The organism is Streptomyces sp. NPDC033131, from assembly GCF_055578365.1.
In genome coordinates this window covers 232,081-253,291 of record NZ_JBVIPA010000002.1, presented here as the reverse complement: position 1 = coordinate 253,291, position 21,211 = coordinate 232,081, and the positions used below count along the sequence as shown (strand labels likewise).

The 21,211-nt window shown below is 73.2% G+C and carries 14 protein-coding genes and 1 pseudogene; 7 read left to right on the top strand and 8 right to left on the bottom strand.

What is annotated here, in order from left to right:
* Nucleotides 1–484: 484 nt before the first annotated feature.
* The 6 genes from ACZ5XS_RS04490 to ACZ5XS_RS04465 all read right to left on the bottom strand — a co-directional run bounded on the left by ACZ5XS_RS04490 (nt 485) and on the right by ACZ5XS_RS04465 (nt 7,105).
* Nucleotides 485–1,750 (bottom strand): MFS transporter, encoded by a 1,266-nt coding sequence (locus ACZ5XS_RS04490; protein WP_468647707.1) that lies wholly within the window; start codon nt 1,748–1,750, stop codon nt 485–487.
* A complete protein-coding gene (locus ACZ5XS_RS04485) occupies nt 1,734–2,792 on the bottom strand; it encodes a dipeptide epimerase (protein ID WP_468647706.1) in 1,059 nt (352 codons plus the stop codon). The genes ACZ5XS_RS04490 and ACZ5XS_RS04485 overlap by 17 nt, the downstream gene beginning before the upstream one ends.
* Entirely contained in the window at nt 2,789–3,877 is a 1,089-nt protein-coding gene (locus ACZ5XS_RS04480) for a PLP-dependent cysteine synthase family protein (protein WP_468647705.1), read from the bottom strand. Before ACZ5XS_RS04480 ends, ACZ5XS_RS04485 begins: the two co-directional genes overlap by 4 nt.
* Nucleotides 3,874–4,722, bottom strand: a complete 849-nt coding sequence (locus ACZ5XS_RS04475) for a Rossmann-like domain-containing protein (RefSeq protein WP_468647704.1) — start codon at nt 4,720–4,722, stop codon at nt 3,874–3,876. The genes ACZ5XS_RS04480 and ACZ5XS_RS04475 overlap by 4 nt, the downstream gene beginning before the upstream one ends.
* Complete coding sequence (locus ACZ5XS_RS04470) at nt 4,719–5,975, bottom strand: ATP-grasp domain-containing protein (RefSeq protein WP_468647703.1); 1,257 nt, start codon at nt 5,973–5,975, stop codon at nt 4,719–4,721. Before ACZ5XS_RS04470 ends, ACZ5XS_RS04475 begins: the two co-directional genes overlap by 4 nt.
* Before the next feature lie 365 nt (nt 5,976–6,340).
* Complete coding sequence (locus ACZ5XS_RS04465; RefSeq protein ID WP_468647702.1) at nt 6,341–7,105, bottom strand: sugar isomerase domain-containing protein; 765 nt, start codon at nt 7,103–7,105, stop codon at nt 6,341–6,343.
* 123 nt (nt 7,106–7,228) lie between these two features.
* On the opposite strand from ACZ5XS_RS04465, the gene ACZ5XS_RS04460 reads away from it, so the two are divergent.
* The 6 genes from ACZ5XS_RS04460 to ACZ5XS_RS04435 all read left to right on the top strand — a co-directional run bounded on the left by ACZ5XS_RS04460 (nt 7,229) and on the right by ACZ5XS_RS04435 (nt 16,504).
* On the top strand, nt 7,229–8,119 hold the full coding sequence (locus ACZ5XS_RS04460) for a MurR/RpiR family transcriptional regulator (RefSeq protein ID WP_468647701.1): 891 nt from the start codon (nt 7,229–7,231) through the stop codon (nt 8,117–8,119).
* 105 nt (nt 8,120–8,224) lie between these two features.
* Entirely contained in the window at nt 8,225–12,457 is a 4,233-nt protein-coding gene (locus ACZ5XS_RS04455) for a glycoside hydrolase family 38 N-terminal domain-containing protein (RefSeq protein WP_468647700.1), read from the top strand.
* A complete protein-coding gene (locus ACZ5XS_RS04450) occupies nt 12,454–13,080 on the top strand; it encodes a peptidyl-prolyl cis-trans isomerase (RefSeq protein WP_468647699.1) in 627 nt (208 codons plus the stop codon). The genes ACZ5XS_RS04455 and ACZ5XS_RS04450 overlap by 4 nt, the downstream gene beginning before the upstream one ends.
* Nucleotides 13,081–13,221: 141 nt before the next feature.
* Nucleotides 13,222–14,592 (top strand): extracellular solute-binding protein, encoded by a 1,371-nt coding sequence (locus ACZ5XS_RS04445; protein ID WP_468647698.1) that lies wholly within the window; start codon nt 13,222–13,224, stop codon nt 14,590–14,592.
* Nucleotides 14,593–14,594: 2 nt separating this feature from the next.
* Nucleotides 14,595–15,629, top strand: a complete 1,035-nt coding sequence (locus ACZ5XS_RS04440) for a carbohydrate ABC transporter permease (RefSeq protein WP_468647697.1) — start codon at nt 14,595–14,597, stop codon at nt 15,627–15,629.
* Complete coding sequence (locus ACZ5XS_RS04435) at nt 15,626–16,504, top strand: carbohydrate ABC transporter permease (protein ID WP_468647696.1); 879 nt, start codon at nt 15,626–15,628, stop codon at nt 16,502–16,504. The genes ACZ5XS_RS04440 and ACZ5XS_RS04435 overlap by 4 nt, the downstream gene beginning before the upstream one ends.
* Nucleotides 16,505–16,508: 4 nt before the next feature.
* On the opposite strand, the gene ACZ5XS_RS04430 is transcribed toward ACZ5XS_RS04435, so the two are convergent.
* Nucleotides 16,509–18,758, bottom strand: coding sequence for a glycoside hydrolase family 3 N-terminal domain-containing protein (locus ACZ5XS_RS04430; protein ID WP_468647950.1), 2,250 nt, complete (start codon nt 18,756–18,758; stop codon nt 16,509–16,511).
* A gap of 5 nt (nt 18,759–18,763) precedes the next feature.
* Nucleotides 18,764–19,927: an N-acetylglucosamine kinase gene (locus ACZ5XS_RS04425; protein WP_468647695.1), complete on the bottom strand. Its 1,164-nt coding sequence runs from the start codon at nt 19,925–19,927 to the stop codon at nt 18,764–18,766.
* A gap of 8 nt (nt 19,928–19,935) precedes the next feature.
* On the opposite strand from ACZ5XS_RS04425, the pseudogene ACZ5XS_RS04420 reads away from it, so the two are divergent.
* A pseudogene (locus tag ACZ5XS_RS04420) lies at nt 19,936–21,205 on the top strand (glycoside hydrolase 5 family protein).
* Nucleotides 21,206–21,211: the final 6 nt, after the last annotated feature.

Here is a 21,211-nt window from a genome sequence, read left to right as displayed (position 1 = left end):
CGCTCGGCCCGGACGGCAGCCACCCCGGGCCCCGCCCGCTCGGGCCGAGCGGCAGCCACGCCGAGCCCCGCCCGCTCCGCCCGGACGGCAGCCACCCCGGGCCCCGCCCGCTCCGCCCGGACGGCAGCCACCCCGGGCCCCGCCCGCTCGGGCCGAGCGGCAGCCACGCCGAGCCCTGCCTGCTCGGCCTGGACGGTAACCCCGGGCCCCGCCCGCTCCGCCCGGACGGCAGCCACCCCGGGCCCCGCCCGCTCGGGCCGAGCGGCAGCCACGCCGGGCCCCGCCCGCTCGGGCCGAGCGGCAGCCACGCCGAGCCCCGCCCGCTCGGGCCGAGCGGCAGCCACCCCGGGCCCCGCCGCTCCGGCCCCGGAGCCGGCCGCCCCGGAGCCTGCTCCCCCGTTCCGGGCGGCGGCGGTGTCGGCACTCGCCTCCTCGGTCTCCGCGGCGGTCAAGCCCGCACTCGCCCTTCCACCCTCCGTGCCGGTCACGCCTTGCTCCTCTCTCCCGTAGGGGCAGCCGTCGTCGCCGGGACCCGGCTCGCCGGCAGCGACCCGCCCCGGTGCAGCCACGCCACTCCGGCCGCCGAGGTCAGGCCGAACAGGGCGCAGCAGATCCACGGCAGCCAGTCGGTGCCGTTGGCCTTGCCGGTGTCCATGGCCCAGCCGACGACCGTGTTGCCGAGGGCGGCGGCGATGCCGGAGACGACGTAGAAGATGCCGAAGTACGTGCCGGTGAGTCCGGGGCGGCCGAAGCCCGGGATCAGGTCCATGACGAACGGTGAGGCGATCATGATGCCGACGTAGAGCAGGAGGGTGCCGAGAAGGACGGGGACGGCTTCGAGCCGGCCGTCGGATGCCGAGCCCGCCACCCAGGCCGGTGGCAGGAACGCCAGGCCCATCACCGCGAGCCCCACGGCGATCCAACGCGGCTTGTCGCCACGGGACTTGAGGGTGCGGGTGATCCGCAGCTGGAGGGCGAGGTTGGCGAGGGTGCCGACGAGGAAGACGAGGCCGGCCGCGCCGTCCCAGCCGGTGGCCTGCCGGGCGCCCTCGGGCAGCAGCAGGTAGAGCTGGTTCTCCAGGGTGAACATGCCGACCATGGCGAGGGCGAACGCCAGGAAGGCGCGGTTGCCGAGGACTTCACGCCAGTCCGAGAGGACTCCGCCGTTGCTCGCCTCGGCCTCCCGCGCGGGCAGCACGAGTGCCTGTGCCACCGTGAGGACGGCGAAGATTCCGGCGGCGGTCAGCGCGGACGTACGGAAGTCGACCAGGAGCAGCGCGCTGCCGAGGAGCGGGCCGATCAGCGCGCCGATCGTGGCGAACACGTTGAACAGCGCGAACGCCTCCGCCCTGCGCTCCCCGGCCTCCTGGGAGAGATACGCCCGTACCGCCGGGTTGAACAGCGCCCCGGCGAGTCCGCTGAGCACGGACGCGCCGAGCAGCACCGGCAGCCCGTCGCCGAGCGCGAACAGTGCGAACCCGACCGTCCGCAGCGCGCATCCGGCGATGATGACGCCCCGCGCGCCCAGCCGGTCGGCCGCGGAGCCGCCGATGATGAACAGGCCCTGCTGGCTGAGGTTGCGCACGCCGAGGACGACTCCGACGACGGCCGCGGACATGCCCAGGTTGTCGGTGAGGTGGGTGGCGAGGTAGGGGATGAGGAGGTAGAAGCCGGTGTTGACGCCGAGCTGGTTGACCAGGAGCAGTTGGACGGCGAGCGGGAAGCCGCGCATCTCACGCCACGTCTTCATGCGCCACCCTCACCTCCTCGACTCCCAGCCCGGGCAGGCCGCTGGTGCGTACGACACCGTCGGCGCCGCCGATCCCCGACCAGGGGTCGTGGGCGAGCAGCAGGTGTCCGTCGAGGTCGGTCCAGCGGGCGCGGTCGGCGAGGTGGACGGCGGGGGCGAGGCCGAGGGTGCTGGCGGTGAGGCATCCCAGCATCAGTTCGGTGCCGCTGCCCTCGATCAGTTCGGCGATGCGCAGGGCCGCGTGGACGCCGCCGCACTTGGCGAGCTTGACGTTGACGCCGTGCACCCGTCCGGCGAGGCGGCGCGCGTCCTCGAGGTCCACCGCGTCCTCGTCGGCGATGACGGGCAGGGGCGAGCGTTCGGCGAGGGCGGCCAGCGCCTCGGGGTCGCCGGGGGCGAGGGGCTGCTCGACGGCTTCGACGCCGAGGCCGGCGAACCGGGGCAGCAGGGCCGTCGCCTGCGCCGTGGTCCAGGCCCCGTTGGGGTCCAGGAGCAGCCGGACGCCGGGCGCCGCGTCACGGATGACGCGGACGCGCTCCACGTCGTCCTCGGGGTCGGGTGTGCCCGCCTTGACCTTGATCAGCTGGAAGCCGCTCGCGGCCAGGCTGCGGGCCTGGGCGGCCGCGTGCAGGGGTGAGGTGATGCCGATGGTGCGGGCGGTGGCGGCCACGGGCGGCGCGGCGGCACCCAGCAGGCGGTGCACGGGTGTGCCGGCGCGCTTTCCGGCCAGGTCGAGGAGGGCGGACTCCACGGCGGCGGTGACCGCGGGCGGCACGGCACGGGGCGAGGCCAGCTCCCCTGCCCGCAGCGCTTCCAGGGCGCTCTCCGGCTCGGCGAAGCGGCTCAGGTCGACGGCCGTCAGGAGCCGTACGAGCGTGTCGGCGTCGAGGCCGTAGTACACGCTGCTGACGGCCTCCCCGTGGCCGTGCAGCCCGTCGTGTCCGACGCTCAGCCACACCGCCTCGCGTGCGGACATCGTGGAGCGGGAGATGCGCAACGGCTCGGCGAGTCGGAGGCGTTCGACGCGCAGGCGGGCTTTCACGGGGTGCCTTTCAGAGGCTGGAGGCTGCCGAGCGGATCGGTGACCCGCGTGCACCGCGCCCATCCGGCCGCCTCGGCCGCGCAGGGGTGCGGTATCTCCACGGGCCGGGTGGCGGCGGTGGCCGGGTCGAGGCCGTGGGTGGTGGTGAAGCCGTCGTCGAAGACGGTGCCGAGGTAGCGGTGCGGGCCGTCGGGGAAGACGGTGGCGACGACCGCGCCGGGGTGGACGCGGGCCGCCCAGGCGGCGACGCGGGCGGCGGCCCCCGTGCTCCAGCCGCCGCTGACGAAGCTGCCGCGGGCCAGCCGGCGGCAGCTGTCCACGGCTTCGGCGGGGCCGACCCAGTGGACCTCGTCGAAGGCGTCGTAGGCGACGTTGCGGGGGTGGATGCTGCTGCCGAGGCCGCGCATCAGGCGGGGGCGGGCGGGCTGGCCGAAGATGGTGGAGCCGGTGGCGTCGACGCCGATGAGGCGCAGGGCGGGCCAGTGGCGGCGCAGCGGGCCGATGACGCCCGCGCTGTGCCCGCCGGTGCCGACGCTGCACACGAGGATGTCCAGGTGGTCGATCTGGGCGGTGAGTTCGGCGGCGAGGGAGGCGTATCCGGCGGTGTTGTCGGGGTTGTTGTACTGGTCGGGCCAGTAGGCGCCGGGGAGTTCCGCGAGCAGCTCGCGCAGCCTTGCGAGGCGGGCGGCCTGCCAGCCGCCCTGCACGGCCGGATGCTCGACGAGTTCCAGGCGGACGCCGTAGGAGCGCAGCAACTGCCGCATCGACGGCTCCAGTTCACGGTCGCCGACCAGCACGACCGGGTGGCCGAGGGCCTGGCCCGCGAAGGCGAGGCCGATGCCGAGCGTGCCGGAGGTGGACTCGACCACGGGCGCGCCGGGGCGCAGTTCACCGCGCTCGCGGGCCCCGAGCAGCATGGCCACGGCGGCCCGCGCCTTCATCCCGCCGGCCGCGAGGCCTTCGAGCTTGGCCCAGAAGCCGGGGTGGGCGCCGGGCAGGTCGGTGGTGACGTGCACGACCGGCGTCCGGCCGAGCAGGGCGAGCAGTTCGGGGCGGGCGGTGGGGCGTAGGACGGTGGCGGTCATCGCTCGCCTCCCGGGTAGCAGTGCACGGCCCCGGGTCCGCCGTCGAGCCAGAAGAAGGGATACGGCTCCGCGCAGACCGCGCTCACCCCGTGGCCGAGGAGGCGCGGCAGCACGGCGCTGCCGGTCTGGGCGAACATCACCAGCCGCTTGTGGTGCGCGAGCGCGTGCCGCCGCAGGGGTTCGAAGGTGCCGTTGCCGAGGGTCATGCCGGAGACGAGCAGGGCGTCGCAGCGGCCGGCCGCGGCGAGCGCGTCGGTGACGACCGGCTCGTCCCACTCCGTCACGCCGCCCTTGAGGTCGCAGGGGACGTATCGCAGGCCGCGTGAACGCAGCGCCTCCAGCAGGGAGTTGACGACGCCGACGACGAGGACGGTGGCCCCGGCCGGCAGGTCGAGCAGCTCGACGACGGTCTTCGCACGGACCCGGGACTTCTCCAGGGACGACCCTGCGGGCAGCGGGGCGGCGAGCGCCCCGTGGGCCGGGGTGTGCGGGGTGACGTGCATCAGGTAGGCGTCGAGGGCGGCCACCCGCACCGGCAGCAGCGGATGCTCCAGGAGCCGGGCCACGTCCGCGCCGACGCAGTCGTCGAGCGCCCCGTCGGGCAGGCTCCCGGGCTCGACCGCGCAGGAGCCGACGGCCTCCGCGAGGCGGAGGCTGAGGACCTCGTTGCGGTAGCCGGTGCCGCGCCCGTCGTGCCGTACGGCCTGCCGGGTGGTGAAGGCGACGGCGATCCGCTGCGTGGCCGGGTCGGGGCCGAGGGCGCCCGCGCGGACTCGGGCCACGAGATCGTCGTACGAGTCGTACCCGTCGAAGGACTGACCGGGCGGCGCGCTGACGGTGGTCATCGGATCACCAGCCCGGCCCGTACCCCGGTCAGCAGGGACTCGACCCGGTCGCGGGCGCCGAGGCCGTCGGAGTCGCCGGCCATGACGTGACCGAGGTACTCGTTGTTGCTGCCGGCCGCCTTCACCTCCCTGCCGGGCTCGGCGAACTGGGCCTCCAACACGCCATCGGCGTCCTGGAGTTCTCCGCCGTCGAGCGCTTCGAGGGTGCCCGCGCGGTCCGGTACGAGGAAGCCGATGGCGGCGCTGCGCAGGCCGGTGTCCGTGCGCCGCAGGTCCGGTGCGCGGCCGAGGGCCACGTCCACGAAGGCGGCGGCGAGGTCGATGCCGGTGACGTGCCGGACGAGTTCGGTGATGCGGTTGCCGGCGGGGCGCGGGTTGACCTCGACGACGCGCGGGCCGGCCGAGGTCAGCTTGATCTCGGTGTGCGCCACCACGCCGTCGACCAGGCCGAGCGCCTTGAGCGCGGCGAGGGCGGTCTGCTCCGCGGCCTCGGTGTCGGCGGACATCAGGGCGGCGGGGAACATGTGGCCGGTCTCGATGAAGGCGGGCGCTCCGCCGATGCTCTTGTCGGTCACACCGACGACCTGGACCGCGCCCGCGTGGGACACCGTCTCGACGCTCACCTCGGGGCCGTCGAGCAGCTCCTCGACCAGGACGGCCGGCGTGCGACGCTGACCGCGGGCGTTGACCGGGAAGTGCGCCAAAGCCCTTACGGCGTCGGCGAGTTGGGACTCATCGTCCACGCGGCGGACGTACATGCCCGCGCACAGGTCGACGGGCTTGACGACCAGCGGGTAGCCGATCTCGCGGGCGGCCCGCGCCAGGTCGGCCCACTCCTCGTGCACGGCGAAGCGCGGTCCGGGCACACCGGCGTCGGCGAGGACGCGGCGGGTGGCGTCCTTGCGGCAGGCGTCCGCCACCGCTTCGGGCCCCGGTCCCGGCAGGCCGAGCCGGCCGGCGATGCGGGCCGCCGTCGGCAGGTAGTAGTCGCAGGAGGTGAGCACGCCGTCGAATTCCAGCACCGCGTGCAGCCGCTCCACCTCGGGCAGCAGGGTTTCGACGTCGTTGGTGTCGGCGGTGATCACGTTGCGGGCACCGAGCAGCGGGTGGGCCACGCCCTCCTGGGCCGAGCGCAGGTAGTGGTGCAGGTCGCGGGTGAGGAACGTGAAGTCGTGCCCGCTCTCCCGGACCGCCCGTGGCAGCAGCCTGCTCATTGATCCGACCCAGCTCTCGACCAGCAGCAGATGAGCCACAACTCCCCTTTTCGTGCCATGAGTTCAGACGGCAGGGCAGCCCGGCGGGCCCCTCGCCGGGAGGGGGCGGGCTTTGCGCATCGACAAGCTATCGATAATCATTTTCATTTACTAGTCCGTTTGCGACGTCGCTTGTCGGCCGGGCCGAATGAGAGTGGTGCTCGACGGCGGCACGCTGTGGATCCCCGACCGCACAGACGGCACGGTCATGCCCCTGAACACCGCCGCGTTGCGGGCGGGCGCGGCCCGTGCCGGTCGGCTCCGGGCCGCGCACATGACGGACGTAGGCGGCGGGGTCGGCCGACCCGCCTTCGATGCGGGCCCGGACCGGAACGGCAGGGTGGCGCAGTCCGTGGAGCAGTGGTTCAGCTCGCGGTGCGCCGGATCCGTCCGGCGTACCGCTTCTCCAGCTCCAGGTTGCCCTCGAAGCCGCCGGGCACGTTGGCCGAGACGTACACCGGGGGCCGCTCACCGGCGGCGAGCAACCGGGCGGAGGCTTCCGCGACCGCCATCTGCACCAGCATCACACCGGTGAGCGTGGACAGCGCGCACACCGCGCCACCGCCGGGGAGTTCGAGGAGGGCGTCGCCGCGCGGGGCCGCGTTGTCGAGGACGACGTCGGCGAGGTCGGCGAGCTTCTTGCCGCTGGGGTGGCCGGCGGGGACGGCGCGGGTGTGGCTGAGGGAGGTGACGGCCAGGATCCTGTGGCCCTGCTCCTTGGCGTGCAGGGCCATCTCGACGATGACGTTGTTGACGCCGGAGTTGGAGATGATGACGAAGAGGTCCTCGCGGTGCGGGGCGGCGAGAGCGTAGAGGCGCGCGGCCACGCCTGCCCGGCGTTCCAGGAGCGGGTCGTCGAGGACGCTCGGGTCGTCGCCGCCGTACAGGACGAGGTCGGCGATGCTCAGGCGGTTGGTGGGCACCAGCCCCCCGGCACGGCCGGCGACTTCGAGGACCATCGCCTGGGAGTGGCCGGTGCCGAAGGCCTGGAGGACGCCGTCGGTGCGGACACAGTGCGCGATCAGTTCGGCGGCGCGGGCCACGTCCCCCCGGGCGGACTCGGTGATGTGCCGGAGGACGGCCAGGCTCTCGCGCGCGAACCCCTCGGCGCTGACGTTCTCGACGGACACGCGACACTCCCCGCTCACTGATGGCTTGAACCACCCTATATATCTCCAACGGTGAATCAATAAATCATAGGAGGGTCCTGGTATTCAATCAGACCCCTGAACGGTGGCTGATACATTCTTTGCATGCCCCCGACGGACGTCACCACTCTCATCCGGACCGAGCTGCCGCGGCTGGCCGGCTCCCTGCGGAAGGTCGGCGAGCTGATCCTGGAGGATCCGGCCGCCGTCACACACTGCTCGGCCGCCGAACTGGGCCGCCGCACCGGCACCTCCCAGGCGACGGTGACCCGGTTCTGCCGGGCCATCGGCCTCGACTCCTACCAGCACCTGCTGATCGAACTGGCCCAGGAGCGCGGCCGCGGCGAGGTCTCCGACTGGGGCAGCGCCGAGATCGGGCCGGAAATCTCCCCCGAGGACACCCTCGAACGCGTCGTGCAGGTCGTCGGCACCACGGACCTGCGGGCCATCCAGCAGACCATCGACCGGATCGACCTCGACGCGATCGAGCGCGCGGCCCAGGCCCTGGCCCGCGCCCGGCGCATCGACATCTACGGGGTCGGCGGCAGCGGCGCGGTGGCGCAAGAGACGGAGACGCGGCTGTTCCGCATCGGCTGCTCGGTCCGCGGCTGGACCGAGGTGCACGGGGCGGCCACCTCCGCGGCCCTGCTCACCCCGGCGGACGTGGCCGTCGGCATCTCCTACTCCGGCGCGACCCGCGAGACCCTCGAACCGCTGGAGATGGCCAAGGAGCGCGGCGCCACCACCGTCGCCATCACCACGGACCCGCGCTCGGCACTCGCCAAGGCCGCCGACATCCGGCTCATCTCGTCCTCCTCGGAGACCATCTTCCCCGGCCGCACCGGCAGCATCGGCGGCCGGCACTCCGTCCTCGTCCTCATCGACTGCCTCTACGTCCGGGTCGCCCAGCTCTCCTACCAGCGCGCCAGCGCCTCGCTGGCGCTCACCGACCACATCACCCCGCAGCACGCGGTGAAGAGCCGCCGGGCTCGCTGACCCGATCATGCATGGATGAACCACCGAGGAAACGTAAGGATGGTTGTTTGAATCATCTCCTCGGTGCCACGATGGGGCTCCCCCGAGCATCCTCGTAGGAGCCCCATGCGCGTGACCTCTGTCGAGTCGACCGAGCTCTTCACCGGAACCACCGAGCAGCCCCGCCAGGTGGTGGCCGTCGAGCTGAGCCACCTTCCCGGCCGGACCGTCCGTCTCACCGTCGAGGGCCCGCAGATCACCGGCGAAGCCCTCGTGGAGACGGGCGAGGACGGCACCGGGCGCGCCGAGATACCCGTGCACAGCGATCTGGCCGTCGGCGAGCGTCGCGAGATCACCGTCATGGCCGCCGACGGCGACCGACTCGCCCGGCACACCGGCGAGTTCACCGCCGCCGAGCCCGGCTGGACGATGTTCATGGTCAGCCACTTCCACTACGACCCCGTCTGGTGGAACACCCAGGCCGCCTACACCGAGACCTGGGACGTCGCCGACGACCCGGCGCTCACCGGCCTGCCCGCCCGCACCTTCGACTCGCGCGGCCAGTCCGGGATGAGCCTGGTGCGGGCCCACTGCGATCTGGCGCGGCGCGATCCGGCGTACACCTTCGTCCTCGCGGAGGTGGACTACCTCAAGCCGTACTGGGACTCCTTCCCGGAGGAGCGCGCCTTCCTGCGCGAGCTGATCCGCACCGGCCGCGTCGAGGTCATGGGCGGCACCTACAACGAGCCGAACACCAATCTCACCGGTGCCGAGGCGACCGTGCGCAACGCCCTGTACGGCGACGGTTTCCAGCGCGCGATCATCGGGGCGTCCCCGGAGACCGCCTGGCAGCTGGACGCGTTCGGGCACGATCCGCAGTTCCCGGGGCTGATGGCGGACGCGGGGGTGACGTCCAGTTCCTGGGCGCGCGGACCGTTCCACCAGTGGGGGCCGACGCTGTCCGTGTTCGGCGAGGAACCCCGCGATCCCGGACGGATGCAGTTCCCGGCCGAGTTCGAGTGGATCGCCCCCTCGGGACGCGGACTGCTGACCGCGTACATGGTCAACCACTACGCCGCCGGCTGGGCGATCGACAACGCGCCGGCGCTGCCCGAGGCGGAGGCGGCCGCCCTCAAGCTGTTCAAGGGGCTCAAGAAGGTCGCCCTGACCCGCAACGTGCTGCTCCCGGTCGGCGGGGACTACGCGCCGCCGTGCCGCTGGGTGATGGGCATCCACCGGGACTGGAACGCCCGGTACGTGTGGCCGCGGTTCGTCAGCGCGATCCCGCGGGACTTCTTCGCCACCGTGCGCGCGCAACTGGAGGCGGAAGGGCGCAGGGCCTCGCCGCAGACCCGGGACATGAACCCGGTCTACACCGGCAAGGACGTCTCCTACATCGACACCAAGCAGGCCCAGCGGTACGGCGAGACCCTTCTCGCCGACGCCGAGGCCTGGGCGACGCTCGCCTCCCTCGTCGCCGGGCACCCCTATCCGGACGCGGCCCTCGACAAGGCCTGGCGGCAGCTGGTCTACGGCGCCCATCACGACGCCATCACCGGCTCGGAGTCCGACCAGGTCTACATCGACCTGCTCACCGGCTGGCGGGAGCTGTACGACCTCGCCGAGACCGTGCACGCCGACGCGACCCAGGCGCTGGCAGACCTGGTCACGCCGGGCAGCGGAGACGACCTGGTCGTCTTCAACTCCGCGACCTGGCAGCGGCGGGACGTGCTGACCGTCGACGATCCGGGCCTGGTGCCCCTGGGCGACGACTTCCGGCCGCTGCCCGCCGTACGCGAGGAGGACGGCCGGCTCCGGGTCGTCGTACCGGAGGTGCCGGGCATGGGCCTCAAGGCGCTCCCCCTCGCCGCGGGTTCGGTGCCCGAGTGGACCCGCGGCGAGGGCGTGAGCATCCGCAACGAGTTCTACGAGGTGACCGTGGACCCCGCGCGCGGCGGCGGCGTCAGCGGCCTGCGGGCGCTCGCGGAAGGGGGCGGCCGGGAGCTGCTGCGCCCCGGGGACATCGGCAACGAACTCGTCGTACAGGAGGAGTACCCGAGGCACCCGCGTTTCGGCGAGGGGCCGTGGCACCTCACGCCGACCGGGACCACCGCGGCCCGCAGCCGGGACGTGATGGCCGACATCGATGTCGAGCACTCCCCCGCCGGGTCGCGCATCACCGTCCGCGCCGACCTCGGCCTGTTCCGGTACACGCAGCGGCTGACGCTGTGGACGGGCGTCGACCGGCTCGACGTCGCGACGACCGTCGACGGCTACGACGGCGCCGACCGGCTGATCCGCGTGCGCTGGCCCTCCGACGTGCGGGGCGGGCTGCCGGTGCACGAGGTGGCGGACGCCGTCGTCGGGCGCGGGTTCGGGTTCGTGGAGGTGGACAGCGAGCGGTTCCCGTGGACGCTGGACAACCCCGCCCACACCTGGTTCGGGCTGGGGTCCACCGCCCGGGTCGCGGTGCGGGACGACTCCGGGACGCTCCTCGGGCACCGCTCCGTCGGGGTCGCCGAGCTGGTCTACGCCGACTGGGACGCGGCCGGCGCGCTGGGCACGCCCCTCGCGGCGGCCCTCGTCCGCGCCGGGGTCACCGCCACCTCGACCATCGCCGGCGGTCCCCGCTACGGCGACCTGGAGGTCGACTCCAACCTTCCCGACATCCGCGTCGCCGTCGGCGGCCCCGAACGCAACTCCGTGGTCGCCGAGGCACTCGGCTGGGACCCGGCCGCCGGACGCGAACTGAGACGGCAGCTGGCCGAGCGGGGCGTGGCCGCCGTGTGGGTGGCGCCGCGCGCCGGACTGCGGGAGGAATGGGTACCCGGGGCCGACCTGCGCGACCTGGAGCGGCTGCCGCTGCTCGTGGTGGCGGGGGCCGGGCCCGAGGACGACGCCCAGGCGGTCGACGCGCTGGTCGCCGACCTGGACGACTTCACCGTCACGGCGACCGCGGCGGGCGGCGGCGAGGCGCTGCCGCCGGGCGACGCCTGGGACGGGCGCGGCTTCGCCGTCCTCAACCGGGGCACGCCCGGCTGCGTGGTCACCGCCTCCGGCGATCTCTACATGTCCCTGATGCGCTCCTGCACGGGCTGGCCCTCCGGGATCTGGGTCGACCCGCCGCGCCGCACGGCTCCCGACGGGTCCGCCTTCCAGCTCCAGCGCTGGTCGCACACCTTCGAGTACGCCGTCGTGGCGGGCGAGGGCGACTGGCGGGAGCAGCGACTGCCCGCGCGAGGACACGAGTTCAACCATCCGCTCACCGCCCGGCGGCGGGCCGGGGAGGGAACCGGGCAACTGCCCGGGAGTGCCTGCCTGTTCACCCTGGAGCCCGCCGGCGAGGTGCTGCTCGACGCCCTCAAGCCCCTCGGCTCCCCGCTCGCCCGGGGCAGTGTGGCGCCCGCCGACCCGGGGCGCGGGATCGTCGTACGGACGCACGAGGTGAACGGGCGGCCGGTGCGGGCGCGCGTGCACGGGCCCACCAAGTGGGCGCAGGGCATCCGTGCGGACGTGCTGGAACGGCCGGGGGAACGGCTGGCGCCGGACCGGGAAGGGGGCCTGGACGTCGGTCTGACCGGCTTCGAGGTGGCGACCGTCCTGGCCACGCCGACACCGGGCGTGCGGTCGGAGCCCGGCCCGGGCGTCGCCGCCCACGAGCCCGCCCAGCCGGTCCACACCCGCTACTGGCTGCACAACTCGGGCCCGGCCCCGCGCGGCAACCTGCCCGTGGCGGTCTACCTCTCGCCCGGCGCGCTCACCGCCTCCGGTCCCGTCACCGCGACCGTCCGGGTCGGTTCGGAGCTGACCGACGCGCCCGTCGCGGGCACGGTGGCCTTCGAGGTGCCGGCCGGCTGGTCCGCCGAGCCCGCCGAACTGCCGTACACGCTGGGCCCCGGCGGGTTCACCCTCGCCGAGGTCACCGTGACGCCGCCGGCCGGTGCCGAGCCCGGGAGGCACTGGCTCGCGGCCCGGCTCTCGTACGGCGGGCAGACGTACGAGGACGTCGTGGCGCTCGACGTGCCGGGTGGGCGGGGCGGTCCGAGTCTGGTGTCGGAGCTGGGAGTCGAGCGGGTCACCGTACGCCGGGGCGAGCGGGCCCGGGTGCCGGTGAGCCTGCGCAACACCACCCTCGGGCCGGTGAGCGGGCAGCTGTGGGCCGTGTCGTCCTGGGGAACCTGGCCGGGGGTCGGGCCGGGCGTCCAGGGGTTCACCCTGGCCGGCGGGGAGCGGCGGGACTGCGTGGTCGAGGTGGACGGCTCGGCGGTGCCGCCGGGGTCGTACTGGCTGATGGCGAAGGCCGGCTGGCACGGGTGCGTCGCCTACACGGAGGCGGTCGAGCTGGAGGTGACTCCATGACCGGGCACGCGGCTGTGGTGGACGGCGAGGCGGTCGCGAAGGGGCGGGTGGACGCCCTGCTGGCGGCCGTCCCGGCGCGCGAGGGCGAGACCCGGCCCGAGGCCCTGGCCCGGGCCGAACGGCAGCGCAGGCGCTGGGCGACCCAGGTGGTGGTCACGGACGAGCTGGCCCGCCGGGCCTGCGCGGACCGGGGGCTGAAGCCGCCGGCGGAGGTGTCGCCGGCGCGGGTGCTCGCCGTGGCCGAGACCGACGTGGCCGACCTCGGCAGCATCGTCGCGACGGCGCTCGCGCACTCCCCGGCGGCACGGGTCCTGCTCGACCACCTGGAGCGCGAGCAGGACGTGCCCGAGGCGGCCGCACGGGACTACTACGAGCGCAACCGGGACCGCTTCCTCACCCCGGAGGCGCTCCGGCGCGGGACCGACCCCTTCGGCGGAGCGGTCGCCGAGGACTTCCTGCCGTACGAGGACGTCCGCGAGGGCGTCGTAGGGGAGTTGCGGCGGGCGGCGGGCCGACGGGCCTTCTTCGACTGGCTGGACCGGGCGCGGGCGGGCGTGGTGTACACGCACGGGTACGAGCATCCGGGCGATCCCTCGCACCCGGACCACGAGCACCGGCACTGAGCTCCCCAAAACCTAAACGCAACACGGCAACCCATTGACCTCCGATGAATTCTGGTCCACATTTTCATCAATCGGAGTCGAAGTTGGTTGATTGAACCAGCCCGCATCCCTGGCTGACCGGTCTGCTGGAGGACACACGCCATGCGCGCAAGACGACTGACCCGCACCTTCACCTGTATCGCCGCCCTCTCCCTGGCCGCCGCCGGCTGCGGCCTGTCCGGCGGTTCCGACAGCGGCGACGCCACCGCCGGCGGCTGCAAGGTCGACAAGGGCAACGTGGGGTCGGGAAAGCTCACCGGCGACGTCAAGGGCGACATCACCTTCCAGACCACCAACCTGAAGAAGGACTTCGGGGGCTACTTCAACGGGGTCATCGCCGCCTTCGAGAAGGCGCACCCCGGCACCAAGGTCAAGTGGATCGACGACCCGGGCGACGCCACCTTCACCCAGCGCCTGGTCGCGGACGCGCAGGGCTGCACGCTGCCCGACGTGGTGAACATCAACGTCAACACGGCGATCGCGCTCACCAAGAACGGCTACCTGCTCGACCTGGACAAGAAGGCCCCCGACGCGGGCAAGCCGTTCGTCCCCGCGCTGTGGAAGTCGAGCATGTACGCGGGCGCCTCCGGCACCAAGGTGCACAGCGTGCTGCCCTGGTACTCCGGCGGCATCGTGCAGACCTTCAACACGGACCTGATGAAGGAGGCCGGCCTGGACCCGGCCAAACCTCCGACGACCGTCCTCGGCCTGTTCGCCGACGCCCAGAAGGTGGCCGAGGCCTCGGACGGCAAGTACTACGCCTTCCTCGCCAATCCGCAGCTGCGCATCCCCGCCGACTGGCAGCAGATGGGCATCAAGATCTTCTCCGCCGACGGCAAGAAGTTCACCTTCGCCGACGACCCGAAGACCGTGCAGTGGGTCGAGGCCATGACGAAGCTCTACAAGGCCGGCGGGATGCCCAGGGACTCCCTCTCCTCCACCCAGGACCCGGCCAACGTCTTCGGCCAGGGCAAGCTGGTCTACGGCCCCACGAACCCCAACTTCCTGCGCTTCATCCAGCAGAACAACCCGAGCGTCTACGAGAAGACCGGCGTCGCCCGCTTCATGCTGGACGACCTGGGCCACACCGTCGGCGCCCCGCAGTACATAGGCACCGCCGCCACCAGCAAGAACGCGCCGACCGCGCTCGCCTTCGCGCAGTTCCTGACCAACGCGCAGAACCAGCTGGGGTGGGCGAAGGACCCGAACGTGGTCATCTTCCCGTCCACCACCGCCTCGCTCGACGACCCGTTCTTCCAGTCGGTCGAGGGCGGCGACCCCTTCGCCGAGGCCCGCAAGATCGTCGCCAGTGACCGCAAGACCGCGACGGCCGACGAAGTCGCCTTCACCCCGGGCGAGCTGAACGCCTTCTCGGCCCAGATCCAGCTCGCCATGCAGGGCAAGAAGAGCGCCGAGGACGCCCTCAAGGAGGCGCAGTCCAAGGGCAACGAGCTGATCGAGCAGGGCAGCTGACGATGGCTCAGCACACCCTCGACCAGGCGCCCGTTCCCGCCTCCCCGGGGGCGGGCGCCCCGAGCCCCGGCACTTCCTCGCACCGCCCGCCGGGGCGCGTGCGCCGCGCCCTCCGCTCCGTGGTTCCTGGCCCGACCGCGGACGCGGGGGGCGCGGCCCTCTACCGCCGGTGGTGGCTGCCCTGGCTGTGGATGGCCCCGGCGGTCGTCGGCACGACGGTCTTCGGGGTCTTCCCCTTCCTCAACACGCTCCTGGTGTCCTTCACCGACGCCAAGCCGCTCGGCGGCACCTACAACCTCGTGGGACTGGACAACTACACCCGGATGTTCGGCGACTCGGACTTCTGGCTGGCGACCCGCAACAGCGTCCTGTACGCGGTGATCGTCGTCCCCCTGATGATCCTGCTGCCGCTGCTGCTGGCGATCCTCGTGGAGAAGAACCTCCCGGGCATCGGCTTCTTCCGCTCCGCCTTCTACACGCCCGTCCTCGCCTCCAGCGTGGTCGTCGGCCTGAGCTGGCAGTGGCTGCTGAGCGACCAGGGGCTGGTCAACACCTGGCTGGTGAAGGCCCACATCATCCGGGAGGCCATCCCCTTCCTGTCCGACTCGTGGCTGATCCTGCTGTCGGCGATGGGCCTGACGATCTGGAAGGGCCTCGGCTGGTACATGATCTTCTACCTGGCCGCGCTGGGGAACGTCCCGAAGGAGCTCCACGAGGCGGCCGCCGTGGACGGCGCGGGCGCGATCCGCCGCTTCTGGCACATCACGGTGCCGGGCGTCCGCCAGTCGATGATGCTGGTCGGCACCCTCACCGGCATCGGCTCCCTGCGGGTCTTCACCGAGATCTACATGCTCGGCGGCTCCACCGGCGGCCCCGGCGGCGCCGACCGCACGCTCCCCTTCTACATCCGGGACGTCGGCCTCGACCCGCTCACCGGCAACGCCGGCTACGGCGCCGCGGTCAGCGTCGCCCTGTTCGCCCTGACCCTGGGCCTCACGCTGCTCGCCCAGCGGCTGACCAAGGAGGACGAGTCATGACCACGGCCGTGGACAAACCCCGGCGCCTCGTGCCGCGCCGGCGCGACTACGGCCGCCCCCGCGAACTCGTCGTCCGCTACCTGCTGTTGGTCTTCGTCCTGTTCATCACCGTCGGCCCGCTGCTGTGGCAGCTCCTGTCGTCGCTCAAGGGCCCCACCGAGGACGTCTTCGGCTCCGGCGCCTCACTGTTCCCGCACCACCCGAGCCTGCGCGCCTACCGGCAGGTCTTCGATCAGGTCCCGGTGTGGACGTACGTCAGGAACAGCTTCTTCGTCGCCGTCATCTCCATCGCCAGCCAGCTCGTCTTCTCCACCATGGCCGGCTACATGCTCTCCAAGCCCGGCTGGAAGGGCCGCAAGCTGGTCTGGGTCGTGCTGATGGCGTCCATGATGTTCCCCTTCGAGTCGATCATGGTGTCGCTGTTCCTCAGCATCCGCGACCTGGGCCTGGTCGACAACCTGGTCGGCGTCTGGCTGCCCGGCTTCGTCGCCGCGATCAACGTCCTGATCATGCGGGCCGCGTTCCTCGCCGTGCCGCGCGAGATCGAGGACGCGGCGATGCTCGACGGGGCGGGCGAGTGGAAGCGGTTCCGGTACCTGTACCTGCCGTCCGCGTACGGCGCGATTTTGGTCGTCACCATCAACACGTTCATCAGCGCCTGGGACGACTTCCTGTGGCCGCTGATCGTGCTGCGCACGGAGGACAACTTCACGCTGACGCTGGGGCTGTCCCGCCTCCAGTCGTCGTCGTTCGGCTACGACCAGCGGCTGGTGATGGCCGGTTCGGTGATCTCGGTGATTCCGGTGCTGGTGCTGTTCATCATCACGCAGCGGTGGTTCTACAAGGGCGTGTCGTCGGGGGCCGTGAAGCTCTGACGTCTCAGACGAGGGGGACGCGCAGGGTCGCCGGTACGGCGGTCAGCGCGTCCCCCGCCGACTGCGCGATCCGGATCTCCAGCGTCCCCGGCAGTACGGCCGTCTCCAAGCCGGCGCCGATCTGCGCGAGTTGGTCGTCACCGAGCGAGAAGGCGACGGTGCGGGACTCGCCCGCCTGTAGGTCGACAGCCCGGAACGCGCGCAGTTCGAGCGTGCGCGGCCACACGGGGGTGACCAGCCGCCGGATGTAGAGCTGGACGACCGTACGCCCCTGCCGCTCCCCCGTGTTGGTGACGTCGACCTCGACGGCGTGCCCGGACAGCCGCGGCGGTCCGTACGCGAAGCTCGTGTACGCCAGCCCGTGCCCGAAGGAGTAGAGCGGTGCGGCGCTGTCGTCCACATAGGCGCCGTACTCGTTGTCCTTGTGGTTGTAGTACACGGGGAGCTGGGCCGCCGAGCGCGGGACGGAGACGGGGAGGCGGCCGGTCGGTTCCCGGAGCCCGAGGAGGATCTCGGCGATCGCCTCGCCGCCCCACGGGCCCGGGTACCAGGCGGTGAGCAGCGCCGCCGCCCGCTCGGCCGCCTCGGGGACGGCGTGCGGGCGGCCCTGGATCAAGGCGACGACCGTGGGCGTGCCGGTCGCGGTGACGGCGTCGAGCAGGGCGTGCTGGGCTTTCCCGAGCCGCAGTCCGGCGAGGTCGACGCCCTCGCCGCAGGTCATCTCGGAGACGGCTCCCCGGGCCGCCCCGTTGGCCGCGAAGTCGGTGCCCCGGGTACGCGCGCTGCTGCCGCCCAGCACCAGCACGGCCAGGTCGGAGGCGGCGGCCGCGGCGACCGCCTCGGGGATGCCGGAGAGGTCGTCGCCGGTGAGGGCGCAGCCGTGGGCGTGGCGGATGTCGACGCCGGGCGGGGCGAGTTGCCGCAGTCCGTCGAGGACGGCGGTGCCCGTGCCGGGACGTTGCGGGGCGGTGTAGTCGCCCAGTTGGTGGGCGACCGTGGCGGAGTGGGGTCCGAGGACGGCCATACGGGAGACGTCCGCCGCGACGGGCAGGACACCGGCGTCGTTGTGGAGGAGGGTGACCGCGGCCGCGGCGAGCGTCGTGCTCATCTCCCTGCCGCGGGCCGGGAAGCCGGTGGCCGTGCCGTCCGGTTCGAAGAGCCCCAGACGGAACTTGAGCCGAAGGACGCGCGCGACGGCGCAGTCCAGGACGTCCTCACTCACCAGCCCTCGCTCGACCGCCTCCTCCAGGTGCGTGAACCCGTCGTCCCACAGGCTCAGGTCGACACCGGAGTTGAGGGCGAGCGCGCCCGCGGACGTCTTGTCGCCGGTGATGCGTGCCAGCCGGTCCACGGCCAGTCCGTCCGCCATGACCAGCCCGTCGAAGCCCCAGTCCTCGCGCAACAGCCCGGTGAGCAGGGCCCTGTTGCCGGAGCAGGGCATCCCGTCGACCTCGTTGTACGCGGCCATGACGGCGGCGGCCCCGGCTCGGATGCCGGCCCGGGCGGCGGGGAGGTGGATCTCGTGAAGCTCGCGGGGCCCGAGCTCGGACTCGGCGGAGTTGCGGCCGCCTACGGTGGCGCCCTGTCCGGCGAAGTGCTTGAGGACGACGGGGGCCTTGTCGGCCGCGAATCCCGCCGCGTGCTCCCCCTGCATGCCCCGCACCAGCGCCTCGGTGAGCCGCGCCGCCAGGTACGGATCCTCGGTGAAGCACTCCTCCGTACGGCCCCAGCGCGGGTCGCGGGCGATGTCCAGCGCGGACACGAGGGCGACATGGCCGCCGCGGGCCCGCAGTTCGGCGGCGGCGTGGGCGGCGGCGTACTCGTACAGGCCCGGGTCCCAGGTGGCGCCGACGGCGAGGTTCACGGGCAGGACCGTGCCGTCGAGCGCCATGTGGCCGTGCGGCATCTCCTCGACGAACAGTGCGGGGATGCCGAGCCGGCTGCGCTCGACGACGTGCCGCTGCACGAGATCGGCGAGGGCGGCGCCGTCCCCGGCACCGGGCCCGTCGGTGTGATCGACGCCGGACCAGGCGTCGGCGCGCTGGAGCCCGTACAGGGCGCCGAGTCCCGCGAAGCGCTCGGTCTCGGCGTACAGGGCGTCGGTCAGTTCGAAGCCGCCGCCGGGGGTGCGGCGGTAGGCGTCCCAGCCGTACATCCGCTGGTTGAGCTGGCCGGCCTTCTCGCGCAGGGTCATCCGGGAGATCAGGTCGCGGACGCGGGCGTCGACGGGGGCGGTGGGATCGCGGTAGACCATGTCGTTCATCCGGCGGCGCCGTGTGCGAGCCGGGCGAGGGCCACGGCGCCCCGGCAGCCGTCGGCCACCCAGTCGAGCGTCAGGCCGAGGGGCGCGAGGCGGCCCGCGAGGAGGGGGGTCAGCGGGCCGTCGGGGCCGAGCAGGCCCCCGGTGGCGACGAGGGGTTCGCCCGGCTGCGGATGCAACGCGCTTACCGTCACGGTCAGTTGGTCGGCCGCCTCGCCGAGGATCGCCTCGGCGACCGCGTCCTTGTCCCGCGCCGCCTCGGCCACCAGCGGGGCCAGCCGGGCGAGCCGGATCGGGGCTTCGGCCATGACGGCCGGAAGCAGATGCATGCGGTAGGCCTCACGCTGCGGGCGACTCCAGCCGGGCTCGCCACCGAAGGGCAGCGGGCCGCCCGGCCCGCCGTCGTGGGGCGGGACACCGCCCGGCCCACCACCGTGAGGCAGGACACCGCCCGGCCCGCCGCCCTGAGGCAGGACGTCGCCCGGCCCGGCAGCATGAGGCAGAACGCGGCCCGCCGCGCTGCCGTACGGCAGGACGCTGTCCGGCAGTCCCAGCCTCCGCCCCACCAACCCGGCCAGGGCCGTCGCGGGCCCCCGCCCGTCCGCCATGCGCAGCGCGGCCCGTACCGCGGTGCGCCCGATCCAGAAGCCGCTGCCGTCGTCGCCGAGCAGCCAGCCGTCACCGTCCACGGTGACCGCGCACCGGCGGCCGGTGATGCGCATCGCGACCGCGCCCGTGCCGGCCACCAGGGCGAGACCGTCGGCCGGGGTGCCGGGGGCGGCGGCGAAGGCGGCCTCGATGTCGCTGCAGATGGTGACCGATGCGGCGGGGATGCCGAGCCGTCGCAGGGCCGCGGTGAGGGCGGTCCGGGCGTTGACGTGGCCGGGGTCGTCCGGCGAAGCCGCGGTGGCGCCGGCGAAGCCGCCGGCGACGGAGACGACCCGGCCGCGCGTCTCCTCCGGCACCGCCCGGGCGACGGCCTCGGCCAGGTGCTCGGTGAGCCGCGGCACCGGGACGGTCAGGGCGTTGCCCGGACCGGCGGCGCCCTCGCCCAGCGGGCGGCCGTCGGCCGCAGCGGCGAGCACGACACGGGTACGCGTGCCGCCCGCGTCGAGGCCGACGACGAGTTCGCCGTCCCACTTCTGGTTCAAATCATTGCCCATCACTGACTATGGTGGTTGATACATTCGCGCAGGACAAGCCCCGGACCCGAGGAGGATCCCATCCGTACACTCCGCTTCGGCGTCAACTACACGCCCCGCCGCGGCTGGTTCCACTCGTGGCACGACTTCGACGCCGTGCACACCCGCGAGGACCTGGACCAGATAGCCGGGCTCGGCCTCGACCACGTTCGCGTCTTCCACCTCTGGCCGCTCCTGCAGCCCAACCGCACGCTCATCCGCGGCGCCGCCGTCGACCAGCTGGCGCTCCTCGTCGACCTGGCGGCCGAGGCGGGCCTCGACGTCCTCGTGGACGGCGTCCAGGGCCACCTGTCCAGCTTCGACTTCTACCCGGAGTGGACCCGCGGCTGGCACCACCGCAACGTGTTCACGGACCCGGAGACCATCGAGGCACAGGCCGCACTCCTGCGCACCCTGGGCAGCGCCCTGGCCGACCGCCCCAACCTGATCGGCCTCCAGCTGGGCAACGAGCTCAACAACCTGGTCGAGCACAACCCGGTGACGGTGGCGGAGGTCGACCACTACCTCGACACCCTGCTGGCCGCCGCCCGCGAGAGCGTGCGCCCCGGCCACCTCGTCACCCACTCCGCGTACGACGCCGCCTGGTACGGCGACGGCCACCCCTTCACCCCCGAGGCCTCGGCCCACAAGGGCGACCTCACCACCGTCCACCCCTGGGTGTTCTCCGGCGACTGCGCCCGCCGCTACGGCGCCCGCTCCCCCCAGGTCCACCACCTCGCCGAGTACGGCACCGAACTCGCCACGGCCTACGCCGAGGACCCGGCCCGGCCCGTCTGGGTCCAGGAGACCGGCGCGCCCGAGCCGCACATCCCGGCCGCCGACGCCCCGGAGTTCGCGCGGGCGACCGTACGGAACGCGGCCGAGTGCGCGACCCTGTGGGGCGTGACGTGGTGGTGCTCCCACGACGTGGACCGCTCACTGGCCGACTATCCGGAGCTCGAGTACACCCTGGGCCTGTTCGACTCGGCCGGGCGCCCCAAGCCGATCGCGGACGCCCTCGCCGCCACGGTCGCCGACCTGCGTGCGCAGCCGCCGTCACCCCGGCCGCGTGAGACGGCCCTGGTCCTGGACTGCACACCGGCCACCCGTTCCGTGTCCGGTCCGGGAGGCACGTACTTCGAGGCGTGGATGCGGCTGCGCGCCGAGGGCGCGCGCCCGGCGGTCGTCCTGGCCTCGCGGGCGGACGACGAGGGATACCTGGCGGCGCGCGGCATCAAGAAGGTCGTACGGCTGCCGTGAGGCGAG

Excerpts from the sequence above, each read along its gene's own strand:
- ACZ5XS_RS04430 (WP_468647950.1), bottom strand. The coding sequence starts at position 18,758 with ATGGTCTACCGCGATCCCACCGCCCCCGTCGACGCCCGCGTCCGCGAC.
- ACZ5XS_RS04480 (WP_468647705.1), bottom strand. The coding sequence starts at position 3,877 with ATGACCGCCACCGTCCTACGCCCCACCGCCCGCCCCGAACTGCTCGCC.
- ACZ5XS_RS04440 (WP_468647697.1), top strand. The coding sequence starts at position 14,595 with ATGGCTCAGCACACCCTCGACCAGGCGCCCGTTCCCGCCTCCCCGGGG.
- ACZ5XS_RS04455 (WP_468647700.1), top strand. The coding sequence starts at position 8,225 with ATGCGCGTGACCTCTGTCGAGTCGACCGAGCTCTTCACCGGAACCACC.
- ACZ5XS_RS04460 (WP_468647701.1), top strand. The coding sequence starts at position 7,229 with ATGCCCCCGACGGACGTCACCACTCTCATCCGGACCGAGCTGCCGCGG.
- ACZ5XS_RS04425 (WP_468647695.1), bottom strand. The coding sequence starts at position 19,927 with ATGGGCAATGATTTGAACCAGAAGTGGGACGGCGAACTCGTCGTCGGC.
- ACZ5XS_RS04475 (WP_468647704.1), bottom strand. The coding sequence starts at position 4,722 with ATGACCACCGTCAGCGCGCCGCCCGGTCAGTCCTTCGACGGGTACGAC.
- ACZ5XS_RS04450 (WP_468647699.1), top strand. The coding sequence starts at position 12,454 with ATGACCGGGCACGCGGCTGTGGTGGACGGCGAGGCGGTCGCGAAGGGG.
- ACZ5XS_RS04445 (WP_468647698.1), top strand. The coding sequence starts at position 13,222 with ATGCGCGCAAGACGACTGACCCGCACCTTCACCTGTATCGCCGCCCTC.
- ACZ5XS_RS04490 (WP_468647707.1), bottom strand. The coding sequence starts at position 1,750 with ATGAAGACGTGGCGTGAGATGCGCGGCTTCCCGCTCGCCGTCCAACTG.
- ACZ5XS_RS04435 (WP_468647696.1), top strand. The coding sequence starts at position 15,626 with ATGACCACGGCCGTGGACAAACCCCGGCGCCTCGTGCCGCGCCGGCGC.